Origin of the sequence: Dyella sp. AtDHG13 (genome assembly GCF_003201105.1) — a bacterium.
GTDB lineage: Bacteria > Pseudomonadota > Gammaproteobacteria > Xanthomonadales > Rhodanobacteraceae > Dyella > Dyella jiangningensis_B.
This window is the reverse complement of the sequence record NZ_QICJ01000001.1, coordinates 270,596-289,646: the sequence shown is the minus strand read 5'-3', so window position 1 is coordinate 289,646 and position 19,051 is coordinate 270,596. Positions and strand designations below refer to the sequence as shown.

Sequence of the window (19,051 nt, the reverse complement as noted above, 5' to 3'; positions counted from 1 at the left end):
ATGATGCGATCCACTGTATTAACGCATTAGTACATTATGAAGCGCCGATCCATCGATCCCGAGACGCCCGCCGAGTCCGCCGAGCTGAGCCTGTGCGAGGCGCTGCTGTCGCTGAAGAACGCCGAGGAGATGTCGGCCTTTCTGCACGACCTGTGCACGCCCGCCGAGCTGGAAGTGATGGTGGACCGCTGGCGCGTGGTGCCTTACCTGCTGGACGGCGTGTCCTATCGCGAGATCCACGAGCGCACGGCGGTCAGCATCACCACCATCGGGCGTGTGGCGCGTTATCTCAACCAGGGCGCCGGCGGCTATCTCGCCGCCGCTGCCCGTGCAGCCCGCAAGCGCGCGGCGACCAAGAAGGCCAAGGCATGAAACCGCGCGACCGTTTGCGCATCGCGATGCAAAAGTCCGGCCGGCTCACCGAGCCGGCACTCGAACTGCTCAACCGCTGCGGGCTGACCTTCCGCCAGAGCCGCGACAAGCTGTTCTGCTTCGGCGAGGGCGAACCCGTCGACCTGCTGCTGGTACGCGACGACGACATTCCCGGCCTGATCGCGCAGGGTGTGTGCGACCTGGGCATCGTCGGGCGCAATGTGCTCAGCGAGTACCGTCTCACCGCCGGTGTCGATGGTCCCGCGCTGGCCGAGTGGCGGCCGCTGGGCTTTGGACGCTGCCGCCTGTCGGTCGCGGTGCCGCAGGAGCTGGATTACCGCGATGCCTCGCAGTTGCAGGGCATGCGCATCGCCACCTCGTATCCCGGCCTGCTGGGCGAATGGTTGCGCGAGCGCGGCATCGAGGCAGGCGTGGTCACCTTGGCGGGCTCGGTGGAAATCGCACCGCGGCTCGGTACGGCCGATGCCATCTGCGATCTCGTGCAGAGCGGCGGCACCCTGGTCGCCAATCAGTTGCGCGAAGCGGATGTGCTGCTGGAGAGCGAAGCCGTGCTGGCCGGGCCGCAGGCGCTGCCCACTGACGAGCGCGGCGACATGATCGACCTGCTGCTCAAGCGGCTCGACGGCGTCATCCAGGTGCGCGAATCGCGGCTGCTCCTGCTGCAGACCTCGCGCGGCGCGCTCGATGCGGTGGTCCGCCTGCTGCCGGGCGGCCCGCAGCCGACCTTGCTGCCGGTAGCGGGGCAGCCCGACCAGCTCATGCTGCAGGCGTTGTGTGCCGGCGAAGTCAGCTGGCGGCAACTGGAAGAGATCAAGAAGGCCGGCGCGCGCGAAATGTTCGTGCTGCCGGTCGAGAAGATGCTCGCGTGACGCGGGCGGATTGAACGAGCGAAACCCATGAATCGCCTGGACTGGAACACCTTGGATACGCAGGAACAGCGCACGGCGCTGTCCCGCCCGGCGCAGTCCCGCGCCGAAACCCTGCGCGTTGGCGTGGAGCAGATCATTGCCCGCGTGCGCGCCGATGGCGACGTGGCCCTGCGCGAACTCACCGCGAAACTCGACCGCTGCGCGCTGCAGGCCATCGAGGTCACGGAGCGCGAGTGGAACGAAGCGGAGGCGCGCCTGGCCCCGGAGCTGAAGGCGGCGATTGAAGAAGCCGCCTCGCGCATCGACGCCTTTCACCGTGCCGCCGCGCCGCAGCCCGTGGCGCTGGATACCGCCGGTGGCGTGCGTGTCGAACGCATGCTGCGTCCCGTGCAGCGGGTGGGCCTGTACGTGCCGGCCGGCAGCGCGCCGTTGCCTTCCACTGCGCTGATGCTGGGCGTGCCTGCGCGCATCGCCGGTTGTGCGGAAGTGGTGTTGTGCTCGCCGGCGCGAGCGGATGGGCGCTGCGATGCGGCCGTGCTGTACGCCGCGCGCGTCACCGGCGTGCATCGCGTGTTCAAGCTGGGCGGCGCGCAGGCCATCGCCGCCATGGCCTACGGCACGGAAACCGTGCCCAAGTGCGACAAGCTGTTCGGGCCGGGCAATGCCTGGGTCACGGAGGCCAAGCTGCAGGTGTCGGCCGATCCGGAGGGTGCCGCCATCGACATGCCGGCCGGTCCGTCCGAAGTGCTGGTGATCGCGGACGACAGCGCCAATCCCGCCTTCGTCGCGGCCGACCTGCTGTCGCAGGCGGAACACGGCCCGGATTCGCAAGTGATCCTGCTCAGCCCTTCCTCCGCGCTGCTGGATGCGGTGGAAGCGGAGGTGGCGAGCCAGTGCGCCGCGCTGCCCCGGGCCGATATCGCGCAGCAGGCCTTGTCGCAGAGCCGCCTTATCGCGGTGGCGTCGCTGGCGCAGGCGGTCGAGGTCAGCAATCGTTACGCACCGGAACACCTGATCGTGCAGGTCGCCGATCCGCGTGCGCTGCTGGGTGGAATCGAAAGCGCGGGATCGGTATTCCTTGGTGCGTGGACGCCGGAATCCGTCGGCGACTATTGCAGCGGCAGCAACCACGTGCTGCCGACCTATGGTTACGCGCGCAGCTACAGCGGCGTTTCCGTGGCCAGCTTCCAGAAGCAGATCACCGTGCAGGAGCTGTCGCCGGAGGGCTTGCGCGCCATCGGTCCGTGCACCGCGACGCTCGCGGCGGCGGAACAGCTGGAGGCGCACCGGCGCGCGGTCACGCTGCGGCTGGCGGCGCTGGAGGATGCGGCATGAGCGTGCTTGATCTTGCGCGTGAGGAGATCCGCGCGCTGCAGCCGTATTCGTCTGCCCGCATGGAAGCCAGCGGCGGCCGCGTGCTGCTCAATGCCAACGAATCCGCGTGGGCGCCGCCGGGAGACCACGACCTGTCGTGCAACCGTTACCCGGACCCTCAGCCGGCGGCGCTGATCGATGCGCTCGCGCGCCTGTACGGCGTGCGCAGCGCGCAGGTGCTGGTGGGGCGGGGCAGCGACGAAGCCATCGACCTGCTGGTGCGTGCCTTCTGCCGCGCCGGGCAGGACGCCATCGCCATCCAGCCGCCGACGTTCGGCATGTACGCGGTGAGCGCGCGCATCCAGAACGCCGGCGTGGTGACGGTGCCGCTGGCGGCGGATTTCACCCTGGACGTGGATGCGCTGCTGGCCGCCGTCACGCCGGCCGTGAAGCTGGTATTCGTGTGCACGCCCAACAACCCGACCGGCCAGCGGGTGCCGTTGAACGATGTGGAGCGCCTCGCACGCGAGCTGAGCGGACGCTCGCTGGTCGTTGTCGACGAGGCCTATCTCGAATTCTCCGACGGCCCCAGCGCGGCCGCATTGCTGGACCGTTTCGATAATCTTGCCGTGCTGCGTACGCTCTCCAAGGCGTGGGCGCTGGCGGGTGCACGCGTGGGCACCCTGTTGGCGAACGAAGCCGTGATCGCCTTGCTCCGCCGCATCATGGCGCCGTATCCGCTGCCCAGCCCCTGCGTGGCGCTGGCGCTGGAGGCCTTGTCGGAGGCGGGCCAGGCGCAGGCCCACGCGCACATCGCCATCGTGTGCGAACAGCGTGAACGCATGGCGCAGGCGCTCGCCGGCCTGCCGGTGGTGCGCGAAGTGCTGCCTTCGCACGCCAACTTCCTCGCCGTGCGGTTTGACCGGGCCGCGGACGTTTATGCGTGCCTGATCGAGGCTGGCATCGTGGTGCGCGACATACAGCGCTATCCGCAACTCGAGGACGCACTGCGCATCACCATCGGCACGCCGGAAGAAAACGACCGCGTGCTCGATGTCCTGAACAACCTGGCATGGACGGCCGACACACGTACCAACGGAACGGTGGCGGGATAAACCTCATGAGCCGCAAGATCCTTTTCATCGACCGCGACGGCTGCCTGATCGAGGAGCCGGACGATTTCCAGATCGACAGCTACGAGAAGTTCGCGCTGCTGCCGGGCGTGATCGCGGCGCTGCAGCGCTTCGTCGCCGCCGGCTACGAGCTGGTGATGGTCACCAATCAGGACGGCCTGGGCACCGACAGTTTTCCGGAGGCGGATTTCATCGGGCCGCATGAACTGCTGATGCGCATCCTTGCTTCGCAAGGCATCAAGGTGCGCGAGGTGCTGATCGACCGCAGCTTTCTGCACGAGCGCAAGGACACCCGCAAGCCGGGCATCGGCATGATGCGCCAATACCTGGCGGATGACGGCTGGAGCCGCGCGGCGTCGGCGATGGTCGGCGACCGCGAGACGGATTTGCAGTTCGCCGCGAACCTGGGCGTGCGCGGCTTCCGGGTCGGTCCGCACGGGCTGGCCTGGGAAGAGATCGCGCACCAGCTGCTGGACGGCCCGCGCATGGCCACGGTGGAACGCAACACGCGCGAAACGCGCATCACCGTGAGCGTGAATCTCGACAAGCCTGGCGAGCCGCAGATCCACACCGGCCTGGGCTTCTTCGACCATATGCTGGAACAGATCGGCAAGCACGGCGGTTTCGCGCTGGCGCTGCGCTGCGATGGCGATACCCACATCGACGAGCATCACACCATCGAGGATTGCGCGCTGGCGCTCGGCCAGGCATTGCGTCAGGCGCTGGGCGACAAGCGCGGCATCGGCCGCTACGGTTTCGTGCTGCCCATGGACGAATCACAGGCGAGTGCGGCGCTGGACCTTTCCGGGCGGCCTTACTTCGTGTTCGAAGGGCAGTTCCCGCGCGAGCGCGTGGGCGACATTCCCACCGAACTGGTGCCGCACTTCTTCCGGTCGCTGTGCGAGACACTGGGCGCCAACCTGCACCTGAGCGTGCGCGGCGAGAATGCGCACCATATGGTGGAAGCCTGCTTCAAGGTAGTGGCGCGCACGTTGCGGCAGGCCATTCGCCGCGAAGGCAGCGAGTTGCCGAGCACCAAGGGAGCGCTGTGATGAGCGTGGTCCTGGTGGATGCCGGCGGCACCAATATCGGCTCCGTGCGCTACGCGTTGCAACGCCTGGGCGTGGACGCAGCGCTGACCTCGGACGCGGCGGTCATTCGCGCGGCGGACAAGGTGATCCTGCCCGGTGTCGGCGCCGCCGGCCCCGGCATGACGCGCCTGCGCGAACTGGGCCTGGTGGAGCTGATGCGCTCGCTGACGCAGCCGGTGCTTGGCGTGTGCCTGGGCATGCAGCTCCTGTGCGAGCGCTCGGAAGAGGGCGATACGGCCTGCCTGGGCGTGATACCCGCCACGGTGAAGCGTTTCGTCGAGGAACCCGGCCTGCGCGTGCCGCACATGGGCTGGAATCGCCTGCGGCCGCATCGCGATCACGACCTGCTCAAAGGATTGGCCGATGGCGACTGGGCCTATTTCGTGCACAGCTACGCGGTGCCCACGGGCGACTACGCACTAGCGACTACCGACTACGGCGGCGAGTTCGCCTCGGTGATCGCGCGCGGCAATTTCCATGGCATGCAGTTCCACCCCGAGCGCTCGGCTCAGGTCGGCGCCCGCCTGTTGAAGAACTTCCTCGAACTATGAGCTTTACGGTCATTCCCGCCATCGATCTGCGCGCCGGTCGCGTCGTGCGCCTGAAGCAGGGCGACTATGCGCAGCAGACCACCTATGACGTCGACCCGCGCTCGCTGGCGCACGACTATGCCCAAGCCGGCGCCCAGTGGCTGCATCTGGTGGACCTGGACGGCGCGCGCGGCGGCAGCCTGGAGAATCTCGAAGTCATCGAGGCGATTGCCCGCGATGGCATGCGCATCCAGGCGGGCGGTGGCGTGCGTTCCGAGGCGGACGTGCAGCGGCTGCTCGGCGCCGGCGTGTCCCGCGTGGTGCTCGGCAGCCTGGCCATTCGCGAGCCGGAAACGGTGGAAGGCTGGCTGGCCCTGCGCGGCGCGGAGAAGTTCACGCTCGCGCTGGATACGCTGCATCGCGACGGCGCATGGACGCTGCCAAGCGCGGGCTGGACGGAAACCGAATCGCGCACGCTGGACGATCTCGCGCCCTGGTATGCGGCGCGCGGCGCCACGCACCTGCTGTGCACCGACATCGACCGCGACGGCATGCTGGCCGGCTTCAATCTCGACCTTTACCGCTACCTCGCCTCGGCCGTGCCGACGATGGCGGTGCAGGCTTCCGGCGGGGTGCGTTCGCTGGACGATATCCGCGCGGCGCGCGATGCCGGCGCGCGCGGCGTCATTCTCGGTCGCGCCCTGCTCGAAGGCCGCTTCAGCCTGAAGGATGCGCTGGCATGCTGAGCCGTCGCCTGATTCCCTGTCTGGACGTGCGTGACGGCAAGGTCGTGAAGGGCGTGCGCTTCCGCGATCACGTGGTGATGGGCGAGATCGTCGATCTCGCGCTGCGCTACCGCGACGAAGGCGCCGACGAGCTGGTGTTCTATGACATCACCGCCAGCCCGGAAGGCCGCAGCGTTGATCGCGGCTGGGTGGAGCGCGTGGCCAGCGTGATCGACATCCCGTTCTGCGTGGCCGGTGGCATCCGCAGCGTGGAGGAAGCGCGTGCCGTGCTGCATGCGGGCGCGGACAAGATCTCTGTGAACTCGCCGGCGCTGGAACGTCCCGACCTGATCGACGAACTGGCCGCGGCGTTCGGCGTGCAGTGCGTGGTGGTGGGCATCGACAGCCTGCGCGATGCCGATGGCGAATGGCGCGTGCGCCAGTACACCGGCGACCCGTCGCGCACGCAGGCGCTGCCACGCCGCACGCTGGATTGGGTGGCCGAAGCGCAGCAGCGCGGCGCCGGCGAGATCGTGCTCAACTGCATGGGCAGCGACGGCGTGCGCCAGGGCTACGACCTGGAACAGCTCACGGCGGTACGCCGCCTGTGCCAGGTGCCGCTGATCGCCTCGGGCGGCGCCGGTGCACCGGAGCATTTCCGCGATGCGTTCGTACAGGCGGATGTGGATGGCGCGTTGGCGGCCAGCGTGTTCCATTCCGGTGCGATCGCCATTCCCGCGCTCAAGCAATCGCTGCGGGCGTGGGGCGTGGACGTAAGGCTGTAATCGACCGTGCGCCGATCCGGTGGATCGGCACGTTTTCAGAAGAGATTCGCGATGAACACCACCACCCTCGATCCCTCCCCACTCGACTGGGCCAAAGGCGACGGCCTGCTGCCGGCCATCGTGCAGCATTGGCTGACGGGCGAAGTGCTGATGCTGGGCTACATGAATGCCGAAGCGCTGGCGGCCACGCAGGCACGCGGCCAAGTGACGTTCTTCAGCCGCAGCAAGCAGCGCCTGTGGACCAAGGGCGAAAGCTCGGGCCACGTGCTGGCGCTCAAGTCCGTGCGCATGGATTGCGATGCCGATACCTTGCTGGTGCTTGCCGAGCCGCACGGTCCAACCTGCCATAACGGCACCAGCAGTTGCTTCGGCGACGACGCGCAGCCGCCGCTGGGATTCCTGGCCGAACTGGATGCGTTGATCGCGCAGCGGCATGCGGAGCGCCCGGCCGGCAGCTACACCACCAAGCTTTTCGAAGGCGGCATCCGCCGCATGGCGCAGAAGGTGGGCGAGGAGGGCGTCGAAACCGCGCTGGCCGCGGTGGCGCAGGACGACGAAGCCTTGCTGGGCGAAGCCGCCGATCTCGTCTACCACCTTGCCGTGGCCTTGCGCGCGCGCGGGCTGGGTTTGTCCGACGTGGCCGCCGTGCTGGAACAGCGGCATGCGGTGCGCGCCGCGTCATAACCTGCCGGCAATGAGCCGCGCCGCAAGTGCACGGAGGGCTAGCGCGGCTTTAACGGGTGCTGTGGTCTCTTGTGTTCCGGGCACGACGACGTGGCAAGTATCCACCGGAACGAATCGCTGCAGTGGTTGGGCCGATGGCGATGGCCAGGTGTGAGTGGCGTGACTGTCGCGCGATGTGAAGGCGGCTTTCACCCGGGATTTCTTTCAAGGGGACGCAACAGGTAGTGACCTGCCAAGGGCAGATCGCGAGGATTTTGTGTCCCCCTTTCGAGGACGACGCTATGGCTGATGTCGCGGTGATCGGTGGTGGGGCGGCAGGCGCCGCGGCGTTCGGCGAACTGCTGACCCGGTTCGACGCCGGCACGGTGCACTGGATCGTGGGGCAGCATGCCCCGGGACGCGGCGTGGCCTATGGCACCGGCGACGACCGGCATCTGTTGAACGTGCGCGCGTCGGCGATGGGCGTGTTCCAGGAGCATGCCGAGGATTTCATCCAGCATGCGTCGCGCCAACTGGGGCAGGTGAAGGGCACGGATTTCCTGCCGCGCCGCATCTTCGGTGATTTCATCCAGGCCCAGGTGGGCGCGCGCATCGATGCCGCGCGCCGTGCCGGGCGCAGTTTCCGCATTCATCCGGAAAGCGCGCGCGAAATCGTGTCGCGCGGCGAGCGCGGCTACGCGGTGCGCGTCGGCGCGGATCGCTGGCTGGAGGTGGGGCAGGTCGTGCTGGCCGTGGGCGCGCTGGCGCAGCGGCCGTTGCGCACCGTGTCCACCACGGCGCTGGCCAGCGGCGCCTACGAGCTGGATCCGTGGCGGCTGGACCGGCATCCGTCGGCGCCGCGCCGCGTGATGGTGATCGGCACTGGCCTGACCGCGGTGGACACGCTGTTGTCCGCCGCGCTGCGCTGGCCGCATGCGGAGCTGGTGGCCGTGTCGCGCCACGGGCTGCTGCCGTTCACCCATTCGGCCATGCCGCTGGCGCCGTATGCGCGACAGGAGGAACTCAACCGCGCGCTGCTGTCCAGCGATGGCGCCGCCCGCATGTTCCGGCTGGTGCGCGAAGCCATGCAGGGCGCGGCCGGCGACGCCGAATGGCGCAGCATCATCGACGGCATGCGGCCGGTCAACGCGCAACTGTGGCAGCAGCTGTCGCATGCGCGGCGCCGCCAGTTCCTGCGCCACGTGCGCTGGGTCTGGGAAGCCGCGCGCCACCGCATGGCGCCGGCGACGGGCGAGGCGATCAACCAGCTGCACGAGGAAGGCCGCCTGCAGGTGCTGGCCGCGCGCGTGCTGGATGTCGATGGCACGGCGCCCCTGCAGGTGACGCTGCGCGAGCGCTCGACCCAGCTGGTCAGCGTGCTGGAAGCGGACCTGGTGATCCAGGCGACCGGGCTGGACACCGCCGTGGCCTATGGCGCCCACGATTTGTTGTCGCAGTTGTTGCGCGATGGACTGGCCACGGCCGACCCCTTGCAGCTGGGCGTGCTGGCGCAGGCCGACGGGCAACTGCTGAGCGCGGACGGGCGGCCGCATCCCGGCCTGTATGCCATCGGCTCGCTGCTGCGCGGCAACCTGTGGGAGTGCACGGCCATGCCGGAGATTCGCGTGGCGGCGCATCGCCTGGCGGTGCGGCTGTCGCAGGCCAGCCTGGTTTCCCGCGAGAGCGCGAGTGAGCTGCCGTGAGAGGGCATGGGTTATGCGCTTCCTGGAACCTGTTCAAACTTTCGCATCAACGTCTATATCCCTCACCGTCATTCCGGCTTTCGCCGGAATGACGGTGAGGAAATCGGACCCTGCTCTGGGATATTGAACGGGCTCTTACGCAAATCAGATGCTTCCGTGCTGATGTTGCGCAAGGACGCGACATGACGATATGCCATATTGCGATTTCGCCGTTTCGTTCGCCGACGCTAGTCTGCCGTTCCACCGTTTCGCAGGAGGCGCCATGAAGAAGTCCATGCTGGTCTGGTTCGCTGCGGCGAGCATGCTGTGGTCGGTGATCGTCTCCGCCGCGGATGTGTCGTTGCTCAACGTGTCCTACGACCCTACGCGCGAGCTGTATCGCCAGGTCAACGCGGCCTTCGCGGCGCAGTGGAAGGCGCAGCACGGCGACAGCGTCAACGTGCGCATGTCGCACGGCGGCTCGGGCAAGCAGGCGCGCTCGGTGGTGGAGGGCCTGCCGGCCGACGTGGTGACGCTGGCGCTGGCCTACGACATCGACGCCATCGCCGACCGCGGCCTGCTGGCGAAGGACTGGCAGAAGAAGCTGCCGAACAACGCCACGCCGTACACCTCGACCATCGTGTTCCTGGTGCGCAAGGGCAACCCCAAGGGCATCAAGGACTGGGCTGACCTGGTGCGCCCGGGCATCCAGGTGGTGACGCCAAATCCGAAATCCTCCGGCGGCGCGCGCTGGAACTTCCTCGCCGCCTGGGGTTACGCGCTCAAGCAGCCGGGTGGCAGCGAGGCCACGGCGAGGGCGTACGTGAAGGAGCTGTACAAGCACGTGCCCGTGCTGGATACCGGTGCGCGTGGCGCCACCAACACCTTCGTGCAGCGCGGCGTGGGCGACGTGCTGATCGCCTGGGAGAACGAGGCGCTGCTCGCCAAGCGCCAGCTCGGTGGCGATACCTTCGAGATCGTGGTGCCCTCCATCACCATCGTGGCCGAGCCGCCGGTGGCGGTGGTGGACAGCAACGTGGACAAGCACGGCACGCGCGCGGTCGCGCAGGCCTACGTGGAATTCCTGTATTCGCCGCAAGGGCAGGAGATCGCCGCGAAGAATTTCTATCGCCCGCGCTCCGCCGACGTGGCCGCGCGCTACGCAAGCCAGTTCCCGGCCACGCACACCTTTACCCTGGGCGAGCTGTTCGGCGACTGGCGCCAGGTGCAGGCCAAGTTCTTCAACGACGGCGCGATCTTCGATCAGCTGGGGCCGGGTAGCTGACGCCATGCGCAAGCGCGTGCTGCCGGGATTCGGCCTCAGTCTCGGCTACGCGGTGGCCTACCTCGGTCTGGTCGTGCTGCTGCCGCTGGCGGCGTTGGCGTGGAAGGCCTCCGGCATCGGCCTCGAAGGGCTGGTGCGATTGCTGTCGGCGCCACGCACGCTGGCTGCCCTGCGGCTGAGCGTGGGCGGCGCCGTGGTGGCGGCGCTCGTCAATGTGGTGATCGGCCTGCTGGTGGGCTGGGTGCTGGTGCGCTATCGCTTTCCCGGACGCCGCCTGTTCGATGCGCTGGTGGATCTGCCCTTTGCCCTGCCGACCGCGGTGGCCGGCATCGCGTTGACCACGCTGTACGCCCCCAACGGCTGGCTGGGGCGGTGGCTGGAGCCGCTGGGCATCAAGGTGGCGTATACGCCGCTTGGCGTTTTCGTCGCCATGGTGTTCGTGGGGTTTCCGTTCGTCGTGCGCACTTTGCAGCCTGTGCTGTCTTCGCTGGAGCGCGACGTGGAGGAGGCCGCCGAAAGCCTGGGCGCGCAGCGCTGGCAAACCTTCTTCCGCGTGATCCTACCCATGTTGGCGCCGACCCTGCTGACGGGTTTTGCGCTGGCACTGGCGCGCGCGGTGGGCGAGTACGGTTCGGTGATCTTCATCGCCGGCAATATTCCGATGCGTTCGGAGATCGCGCCTCTCTTGATCGTGCAGAAGCTGGAACAGTTCGACTATGCGGGCGCCGCCGCGCTGGGCGTCGCGATGCTGCTGCTGTCGTTCGGGCTGCTGGTGCTGGTGTCGCTGCTGCAGCGCTGGAGCCAGCGCTGGGCGGAGCGCTCGGCATGAGTGCGCCGCTGCGTTCCCGTCCGGTGGCATGGCCGCGCCGCGTGGTGCATGCGGTGCTTATCCTGCTGGCGCTGGTCTTCCTGACCTTGTTCCTGCTGCTGCCGCTGGCGACGGTCTTCGTCGAGGCGCTTCGCCAGGGTCTTGGGCCGTATCTCGAGGCCATCAAGGAGCCGGAGGCGCTGTCCGCGATCCGCCTCACCTTGCTGGTGGCGGTGATCGCCGTGCCGATGAACCTGGTGTTCGGCATCGCCGCGGCGTGGGCCATGACGCGCTTCGAATTTCGCGGCAAGGCCTTGCTGGGTGCGTTCATCGACCTGCCGTTCTCGGTGTCGCCGGTGGTGTCCGGCCTGGTCTACGTGCTGCTGTTCGGTGCGCGTGGCTGGTTCGGGCCGTGGCTGGACAGCCACGGCATCAAGATCATTTTTGCCGTGCCGGGCCTGGTGCTGGCGACCATGTTCGTGACGCTGCCCTTTGTCGCGCGCGAGCTGATCCCGCTGATGCAGGCGCAGGGCAGCGAGGAGGAGGAGGCCGCCCGCGTGCTGGGCGCCAGCGGCTGGCAGCTGTTCTTCCGCGTCACCCTGCCCAATATCCGCTGGGCCCTGCTGTACGGCGTGCTGTTGTGCAATGCCCGCGCCATGGGCGAGTTCGGCGCGGTTTCGGTGGTGTCCGGACACATCCGCGGGCTGACCACTACCATGCCGCTGGAAGTGGAAATGCGCTACAACGAATACGAATACGTCGGCGCCTTCGCGGTCGCCTCGCTGCTGGCCTTGCTGGCGCTGGTGACGTTGGCGGTGAAAACCCTGCTGGAATGGCGCTACGGCGACGAGATCGCCGCGCATGCGCCCGGTGGTCATTGAGAGGGCGATACGGTGCTTGAACTGTCACGACTCCATCGCCGCTTTGCCGGATTCCAGGCGCTGGACGATGTCAGCCTGAGCATCGCGCCGGGCGAATTCCTCGCCCTGCTGGGGCCTTCCGGCTCGGGCAAGACCACCTTGCTGCGCATCCTGGCCGGCCTGGACTACCCCGACAGCGGCAGCGTGCTCAAGGGCGAGGAAGATTTTCTCGCCACGCCGGCCCGCGAGCGCCGCATCGGCATGGTCTTCCAGCACTACGCCTTGTTCCGCCACCTGACCGTGATCGAGAACATCGCGTTCGGCTTGCGCGTGCGGCCGTGGCGGTCGCGTCCGTCACGCAGCGACATCCGCGCGCGCGTCGACCGCCTGCTGCGACGCGTGCAGTTGGAAGGCTTGGGCACGCGCTATCCGGCGCAGCTCTCCGGCGGCCAGCGGCAACGCGTGGCGCTGGCGCGCGCGCTGGCGGTGGAGCCGGACCTGCTGCTGCTGGACGAGCCCTTCGGCGCACTGGACGCGCAGGTGCGTGTCGCCCTGCGTCGCTGGCTGCGCGAATTGCATGAAGAACTCGGGCTTACCAGCATCTTCGTCACGCACGACCAGGAAGAGGCACTGGAGCTGGCCGATCGCGTGGCGGTGATGAACAACGGCCGCATCGAGCAGGTCGGGCCGCCCGAAGTGATCTATCAGCAGCCGGCGACGCCGTTCGTGTGCGAGTTCATCGGCAAGGTGAACCGGTTTGCGGTGCGCCGGCATGCCGATGGATTTGCTGCGGGTGGATGGATGCCCGATGGCGACCCCTGGCACGGCCGGTTCACCGAGGCCGTGGCCTACGTGCGACCGGAACAGCTGCGCCTGGCGGTGCCGTCGTCGCTGCCGGCCTGGCTGGCCCATCTGCGGCATATCTACCTGGCGGGCGGCGTGGCGCACCTGGATCTATACGTCGCTTCGCTCGACCTGGCATTGGAAGCGGACGTGGCCAGCGAGGATCTTTCGCGGCTCGGCCTGCAAGCCGGCATGGAGCTGCGCGTGGCGCCGCGCGGCGCGGTGCTGTTCCCGCTGGACGGGAAGGGCGTGCCGCTGTGCGAAGAGCGTTGGATCTGGCATGCGCGCAGCCCGGTGGCGGCGTGACGCTTATCGGCGCGATTCGAAAGCGCTAGTTGGCTATCGCCGTCATTCCGGCGCAGGCCGGAATCCAGTGGCGACTATGCTCGGTTGTCGCCCGGAAACCATTCTTTGTTTTCGCCTATACGCGAAACCGCACGTTTTCGCCGCTGGATTCCGGCCTGCGCCGGAATGACGAAGTAGGCGGCGTCCAGGCGACGCCAAAGTCTTCGCCACTCAACGCGCCTCGCCAGGATGCCCCAGCATCGTCGCCGGCACCGCCGGCTTGAACGCGACGACCGGCCCGGGCGTGATGTGCTTGCGCCACAGGGCCAGTTGTTCGGCAATGCCCGAGCCGACGCTCATCTGCGGCTCCGAGGGCGTCAGCTTGTCCTTGGCTTCCCACTGGGCGATCTCGGCGGACGCCTGGCGATAGGCTTCCATGAAGTCCGTGGTGTGGTTGAGGCCATCCACCAGCCACGCATGCCCGAAATAGGTGATGTCCGAATCCGCGCCGCAGCCGAACGAGCTGCGATCGCTGCGCGCCGCCGTGATGACCAGCGTGCCCGGCCCTTGCAGCGACGGCACGAAGCCGCCGGAGTAGCACGCGTTGACCACCACGACCTTCCACTTGAAGGGCCGCTTGGAAAGGATGTCCGAGAGATCGTTCGCGCCGATCTGGTCGAGCGGCAGCGGATCCAGGTCCACCAGCAGGTTGTGGTCCTCGTCGCCGTGCGTGGTGAGGTACAGCAGCAGGATGTCCTCGTCGGGCTTCATCAGGTTGGCGAGACCGTCGAGGGTTTCCTCCAGGTTGCTCCAGCTGGCCAGCGGATGCCGGTCCAGCGAGCCTGGATTGTTTTCCAGCACGACTACGTGCGCATCCGGGCCGAAGCGCTGCGGAAACATCTTCGCCGCGTACTCGGCCTCGTTGCGGAAGACGTCTTCGCCGCCATCGGCGCCGAACGCCACCACGTACAGATTGGGGCGCCCCGGCGTGCGAGGGCCCAGTTCCGCCAGCGCCTTGTGCACCATGCCGCGTTGCGCATACATCACCTGCTCGGGCGACGGCGCCTGCTGGGGCCAGTGGTCCGCCGTGGCGTCGTCGTCATCCGTCGTCGCGGCCGTGCTGGCCGGCGCGGGTGCGGTGGCGCCCTGCGCGGCCTGTTCCTGGCCGCTGGATGCCGGGGGCGAGGACGCACGGTGAGACGACAGGCCCACCATGAGCAATACGCCGGCTGCGAAGGCGAGCAGGGCGGTCAGGGCAGTACGCATGGCGGGAACCCGGGCGCTCAGAGAACGATGTCGTCGAACGTGCGGTAGGCCGGATGACGCGGCGACGCCGGGATCTCCAGCGGTTCGCGCAGCAGCCAGCCCGTGCGGAAACCGGCGGCGCGCGCCGCGTCGAGTTCTTCCACGATGTCGGAGAGGAACAGGATATGCGCGGGCAACTCGCCCACGACTTCGGCGATCGACTCGTACGAGCGCTGTTCGCGCTTGGGGCCGGTCTCGGTATCGAAATAGCCGGAGAACATCGGGGTCAGGTCGCCCGCCTCGCTGTAGCGGAAGAACAGCTTCTGGGCCGGCACGGAACCGGACGAGTAGACGTACAGGTGCAGGCCGTCGGCGCGCCACTCATGCAGCCTGGCGGACACCTCGGGATAAACGTGCGCCTGGTATTCGCCACTGGCATAGCCTTCCTGCCAGATCATGCCTTGCAGTGCCTTCAGCGCGGTGGACTTGCGGTCTTCCTTGATCCAGCGCAGCAGCAGCTCGATCACTTCCTGGCGCGGCGCCTCGACGATGCCGGCCTCCTTGGCCGCTTCGTGCAGCCAGTGCCGCACTTCCGGCGTGTCGCCATGCGTTTCGACAAAGGCAGGCAGGCGCCTGTAGGCGTACGGGAACAGCACGTCCTTGACGAAGCTGATCGAGCTGGTGGTGCCCTCGATGTCGGTAACGATGGCGCGGATGACGGTCATGCGGGAAAGCTTGGAAAGGGGGAGCGACAAGCTTACCCGGCAGCCTCACCCGGGGCGAGGCCCGGGCATCGGTTCATGATCCTGCGCAACCCGCCGGCCGGCATGGCACGGCGGGCTTGGGGATGAGGCTCAGGCGGCCTCGGCCGACGTGTGCGGCGTCATGCGGGGGAAACGCGCGGCGATGTCCTCGCCGGTGAACTGGGCGACCCAGCCTTCCTTGTTGGTGAAAAGGCGGATGGCCACGAAGTACGGCGATTCGCTCATGTCGAACCAATGGCAGGTGCCGTCCGGCACACCGATCAGGTCGCCCTGTTCGCACAGCACATCGTAGACCTTGCCGTTCACGTGCAGGGTGAACTGGCCGGCGCCTGCGACGAAGAAGCGCACCTCGTCCTCGCTGTGCGTGTGCTCGCTCAGGAACTTCTGGCGCAAGGCGGCGCGGTCCGGGTGGTCGGGCTTCAGGCTGATCACGTCGACGGCCTGGTAGCCCTCTTCGGACATCAGACGGTCGATGTCGCCACGGTAGGCGGCGATCACTTCCTCCTGGCTGGCGCCGGGCGCGATCGGCTGGTTGGCTTCCCACTGCTCGAAGCGCACGCCGATCCTGGACAGCTCATGGGCGATGTCCGCGTGACGGGTGTGGACCGAGAGCGGAGCCTCAGGCTGGTTCTCGTTGAAAATGCGCAGACGGCTCATGCGGACAACCTCCGGAGATCAAGCTCGCAGCCGAGCAGGAATTCGAGCGCCTCCAGATGGCGGCGCGTCTCGGCCATGTCGCGGCCCCAGGTGTAGATGCCGTGGCCGTTGATCAGATACGCATGCAGCGGGCGCCCGCTATCCAGCCACGCATCGACCTGGGCGACCAGCTCGGGCATGTGCTGCGTGTTCGGAAACACCGGGATCGCCAGTTCGGCATCGTGGGTGGTCTGCCCGGCGATGGCCTTCTGCAGTTCCCAGCCCTCCAGCTTCACCACGCCGTCGCGGGCAAACAGGCGCGAGGCCACGCTCTGCGTGCGCGAATGGGTGTGCAGCACCACGTTCATGTCGGGCAGGCGACGGTAGATCTGCGTGTGGAGGTCGGTTTCCGCGCTGGGGCGCGCACTGGTGCCGACCGCCTGGCCCTGCATGTCGATCAGCATGATGTCGTCGCGCCCGAGCTTGCCCTTGTCGCGGCCGGAGATGGTGATCGCGGCGTGGTCGCCGTCGATGCGCATCGAGAAATTACTGCTGGTGGCGGGCGTCCAGCCGGCGGCGGCGAGTTCGCGCGCGGCGTCGGCGATGGCGTCGGAACGCTCGGCGAACACGGCGGGCGAAATGGTGTCGGGTAGAACCTGGCTCATGATGTATGGACGTCCAAACGGGCTGGCACTATATCACGTCGGATTTTTCTCGATACGCCGAAAATGCGATCCATTCTCACGACTTATCGGCGAAGCGAGTAGATTTGACGGAGCTTCGCCACGGGCGTGGCGAACATAAATGTTTTACGACGGAGGTTGGACCCATGTCGCAAGAGAAAGATATCGAATCGCGTCGCCGGTTTCTCAAGGCCGCAGCCGGGACGGCTGTCGCAGCTGCCATGATCGGCACCTTGCCGCGCGTCGCGCGCGCTGCCGATTTGCCGCACCTGGCTGATTCGGATCCCACCGCCAAGGCACTCGGTTACGTTGAAGATGCGAGCAAGACGACCGATGCCAAGCACAAGGCGGGCGACGCTTGCTCCAACTGCCAGTTCTATTCCGGCGGCCCGACCGGCTACGGCCCGTGCCAGCTGTTCCCGGGCAAGGCGGTGAACGCGAAGGGCTGGTGCGTATCGCACGCGCCGAAGAAAGCCTGATCGCCACGCTCTCGCGCGTGATCAAAGGCCGGCCATCGCGCCGGCCTTTCTTTTTTCATGACGTGCCCGTCACGCACGCGATCACGTTTCGCTCGATGCGTCATCTCTAGCGGAAGGGGAAACTCGAACCGAAGCATTCGGTGAGAGAGAAGATGCTGCCCAGACGCGTCAGGCCGAGGAGCTGACCCGCCTGACGCGCCGGGCGGCAATCCGGGGCCCACTGCCAAGTGATCAACCCACGGAGCACAGATGATACTCCCGGCGGGGCATTTTGGGGCCCGTAGGCCCCGAAATTTTCTCGAAAAAGTCTCGTTAAAACTATAAAAATCAATAAGTTATGTCTTTATTAAAGACTGGGCCTCACGAATAGTCGCCGCGTGCCTGTCATTCCTTCCCGGAAGGCGAGGTGAGTTTTGCGGCATTTTCGGCGACGTTGGCGGCAGATCGCCGCCAAAGTGCTCTCAGCCCTGTTCAGGTCGGCGGTGGAGGCGGCTGTGGCGCAGCCCGTAGCCGAAGTAGATGGCCAGGCCCATGGCGGTCCAGATGATCATCAGGAGCCAGTTGAACCAGCTCATGAAATAGAGCAAGGCCAGGCAGCTGATCACGCCGGCGGGGCAGATGAACCAGGCCCACGGCACCCGGAAGCCGCGATGCAGGTGTGGCGAGGTGTAGCGCAGGATCAGCACGCCCGCGCACACCGCCACGAAGGCGATCAGGGTGCCCATCGAGGTGAGGTCGGCGAGCAGATCGAGCGGAAACACCGCAGCGAGGATGGCGATGCCCACGCCGGTGATCACCGTGTTGATGTGCGGCGTGCGGTATTTGGGATGGATGCGGTTGAACACCTTTGGCAGAAGGCCATCACGCGACATGATCATGAAGATGCGCGGCTGCGCGATGATCATCACCAGGATCACCGATGACAGGCCGATCAGCGCGCCGATCTCCACCACCAGGCGCAGCCAGCCGAGCTGCGGGTAATTCTTCACCGCCGTCACTACGGGCTCTGACGTGCCGAGCTGGGTGTAGGAGATCAGGCCCGTCAGCACGGCAGCCATGGCGAGATAGAGGATGGTGCAGATCACCAGCGAGACCAGGGTGCCGAACGGCAGGTCGCGCTGCGGGTTCTTGCACTCCTGCGCCGCGGTGGAGGTCGCCTCGAAACCGATATAGGCAAAGAACACCATGGCGGCGCCGCGCATGATGCCCGACCAGCCGTACTTGCCGGGCGCCTCGTTGGCGGGGATGAACGGGTGCCAGTTGGCCGGATCGATGTAGCGATAGCCGGCCACCACCACGATGATGATCAGGCCCACCTTGAGCGCCACCATGAGCACGTTGAGCCCGGACGACTCCTTGATGCCGACGTAGCACAGCGCGGTCAGCGCCAGCACGATCGCCACGGCGGGAAGGTTCATCAGGTGGCCGGTGGCCACCAGGTGCCCGTCGGTGAAGGCCAGCGGGGCTTCCGTCAGCGCCACCGGAAGGTGGATGCCCACGCTGTCGAGCAGGCTGGTGAAGTAGCCGGTCCAGCTCGCCGCCACCGCCGACGCGGAAATGCCGTATTCGAGCACCATGTTCCAGCCGATGAACCAGGCGACGAGCTCGCCCAGCGTCGCATAGGCATACGAGTAGGAACTGCCGGAAATCGGGATGAGCGTGGCGAACTCCGCATAGCACAGCGCGGTGAAGCCGCTGCAGATCGCCGCCAGGATGAAGGAGATCAACACCGCCGGGCCAGCGTGTTCCGCAGCCGCCTGGCCGGTGACCACGAAGATGCCCGTGCCGATGACGGCGCCGATGCCCAAGGCGGTGATGCCCCAGGGGCCGAGCGTGCGGCGAAGGGTGGGGCCGTGCGAGGCGTCGTCAGCGTCGGAGAAGTCGGTTTTGCGGGCGAATAACTGTTTGAGCATGCGTCAGCCTAGTGCTGCGGAAGGCGCGAAAGATGGAAAGATAAAACAGGAGGGCCGGCGCTGGG

Annotated in this window: 20 protein-coding genes; 15 read left to right on the top strand and 5 right to left on the bottom strand. The window is 67.2% G+C overall.

Going from position 1 to position 19,051, the window contains the following annotated elements:
* Positions 1–36: 36 nt before the first annotated feature.
* The 14 genes from BDW41_RS01260 to BDW41_RS01195 all read left to right on the top strand — a co-directional run bounded on the left by BDW41_RS01260 (position 37) and on the right by BDW41_RS01195 (position 13,287).
* Positions 37–372 (top strand): YerC/YecD family TrpR-related protein, encoded by a 336-nt coding sequence (locus tag BDW41_RS01260; protein ID WP_074547269.1) that lies wholly within the window; start codon positions 37–39, stop codon positions 370–372.
* The gene (hisG, locus tag BDW41_RS01255; RefSeq protein ID WP_074547270.1) at positions 369–1,262 is read left to right on the top strand and encodes an ATP phosphoribosyltransferase; all 894 of its coding nucleotides are present in this window, start codon (positions 369–371) and stop codon (positions 1,260–1,262) included. Before BDW41_RS01260 ends, hisG begins: the two co-directional genes overlap by 4 nt.
* A 27-nt stretch (positions 1,263–1,289) precedes the next feature.
* The gene (gene hisD / locus BDW41_RS01250; RefSeq protein WP_074547271.1) at positions 1,290–2,597 is read left to right on the top strand and encodes a histidinol dehydrogenase; all 1,308 of its coding nucleotides are present in this window, start codon (positions 1,290–1,292) and stop codon (positions 2,595–2,597) included.
* Positions 2,594–3,691: a histidinol-phosphate transaminase gene (gene hisC / locus BDW41_RS01245; RefSeq protein WP_074547272.1), complete on the top strand. Its 1,098-nt coding sequence runs from the start codon at positions 2,594–2,596 to the stop codon at positions 3,689–3,691. The genes hisD and hisC overlap by 4 nt, the downstream gene beginning before the upstream one ends.
* Positions 3,692–3,696: 5 nt before the next feature.
* Positions 3,697–4,761 (top strand): bifunctional histidinol-phosphatase/imidazoleglycerol-phosphate dehydratase HisB, encoded by a 1,065-nt coding sequence (gene hisB, locus BDW41_RS01240; protein WP_074547273.1) that lies wholly within the window; start codon positions 3,697–3,699, stop codon positions 4,759–4,761.
* On the top strand, positions 4,761–5,351 hold the full coding sequence (hisH, locus tag BDW41_RS01235; RefSeq protein ID WP_074547274.1) for an imidazole glycerol phosphate synthase subunit HisH: 591 nt from the start codon (positions 4,761–4,763) through the stop codon (positions 5,349–5,351). The genes hisB and hisH overlap by 1 nt, the downstream gene beginning before the upstream one ends.
* Positions 5,348–6,076 (top strand): 1-(5-phosphoribosyl)-5-[(5-phosphoribosylamino)methylideneamino]imidazole-4-carboxamide isomerase, encoded by a 729-nt coding sequence (gene hisA / locus BDW41_RS01230; RefSeq protein ID WP_074547275.1) that lies wholly within the window; start codon positions 5,348–5,350, stop codon positions 6,074–6,076. The genes hisH and hisA overlap by 4 nt, the downstream gene beginning before the upstream one ends.
* Positions 6,070–6,840: an imidazole glycerol phosphate synthase subunit HisF gene (gene hisF, locus BDW41_RS01225; RefSeq protein WP_074547276.1), complete on the top strand. Its 771-nt coding sequence runs from the start codon at positions 6,070–6,072 to the stop codon at positions 6,838–6,840. The genes hisA and hisF overlap by 7 nt, the downstream gene beginning before the upstream one ends.
* Positions 6,841–6,891: 51 nt before the next feature.
* Positions 6,892–7,524, top strand: coding sequence for a bifunctional phosphoribosyl-AMP cyclohydrolase/phosphoribosyl-ATP diphosphatase HisIE (gene hisIE, locus BDW41_RS01220; RefSeq protein ID WP_074547277.1), 633 nt, complete (start codon positions 6,892–6,894; stop codon positions 7,522–7,524).
* Positions 7,525–7,805: 281 nt separating this feature from the next.
* Positions 7,806–9,206, top strand: a complete 1,401-nt coding sequence (locus tag BDW41_RS01215) for an FAD/NAD(P)-binding protein (protein WP_074547278.1) — start codon at positions 7,806–7,808, stop codon at positions 9,204–9,206.
* Positions 9,207–9,468: 262 nt separating this feature from the next.
* Positions 9,469–10,470, top strand: a complete 1,002-nt coding sequence (locus BDW41_RS01210) for a sulfate ABC transporter substrate-binding protein (protein WP_074547279.1) — start codon at positions 9,469–9,471, stop codon at positions 10,468–10,470.
* Between the two features lie 4 nt (positions 10,471–10,474).
* Entirely contained in the window at positions 10,475–11,299 is an 825-nt protein-coding gene (gene cysT / locus BDW41_RS01205) for a sulfate ABC transporter permease subunit CysT (RefSeq protein ID WP_074547280.1), read from the top strand.
* Complete coding sequence (cysW, locus tag BDW41_RS01200) at positions 11,296–12,159, top strand: sulfate ABC transporter permease subunit CysW (protein WP_074547281.1); 864 nt, start codon at positions 11,296–11,298, stop codon at positions 12,157–12,159. Before cysT ends, cysW begins: the two co-directional genes overlap by 4 nt.
* 12 nt (positions 12,160–12,171) lie before the next feature.
* Complete coding sequence (locus BDW41_RS01195; protein ID WP_074547282.1) at positions 12,172–13,287, top strand: TOBE-like domain-containing protein; 1,116 nt, start codon at positions 12,172–12,174, stop codon at positions 13,285–13,287.
* A gap of 210 nt (positions 13,288–13,497) precedes the next feature.
* On the opposite strand, the gene BDW41_RS01190 is transcribed toward BDW41_RS01195, so the two are convergent.
* From BDW41_RS01190 to BDW41_RS01175, 4 genes are all read right to left on the bottom strand, one after another.
* On the bottom strand, positions 13,498–14,532 hold the full coding sequence (locus BDW41_RS01190) for a C13 family peptidase (protein ID WP_074547283.1): 1,035 nt from the start codon (positions 14,530–14,532) through the stop codon (positions 13,498–13,500).
* Between the two features lie 17 nt (positions 14,533–14,549).
* Positions 14,550–15,236, bottom strand: a complete 687-nt coding sequence (gene mtnC / locus BDW41_RS01185; protein WP_074547284.1) for an acireductone synthase — start codon at positions 15,234–15,236, stop codon at positions 14,550–14,552.
* 129 nt (positions 15,237–15,365) lie between these two features.
* Positions 15,366–15,932, bottom strand: coding sequence for an acireductone dioxygenase (locus BDW41_RS01180; RefSeq protein ID WP_074547285.1), 567 nt, complete (start codon positions 15,930–15,932; stop codon positions 15,366–15,368).
* Positions 15,929–16,576: a methylthioribulose 1-phosphate dehydratase gene (locus tag BDW41_RS01175; RefSeq protein ID WP_074547286.1), complete on the bottom strand. Its 648-nt coding sequence runs from the start codon at positions 16,574–16,576 to the stop codon at positions 15,929–15,931. Before BDW41_RS01175 ends, BDW41_RS01180 begins: the two co-directional genes overlap by 4 nt.
* 164 nt (positions 16,577–16,740) lie before the next feature.
* Here BDW41_RS01175 and BDW41_RS01170 point away from each other — a divergent pair, with 164 nt between their 5' ends.
* Positions 16,741–17,073, top strand: coding sequence for a high-potential iron-sulfur protein (locus BDW41_RS01170; protein WP_074547287.1), 333 nt, complete (start codon positions 16,741–16,743; stop codon positions 17,071–17,073).
* Between the two features lie 461 nt (positions 17,074–17,534).
* Here BDW41_RS01170 and BDW41_RS01165 read toward each other — a convergent pair whose 3' ends face one another.
* Positions 17,535–18,986, bottom strand: coding sequence for an amino acid permease (locus BDW41_RS01165; RefSeq protein WP_074547288.1), 1,452 nt, complete (start codon positions 18,984–18,986; stop codon positions 17,535–17,537).
* Positions 18,987–19,051: the final 65 nt, after the last annotated feature.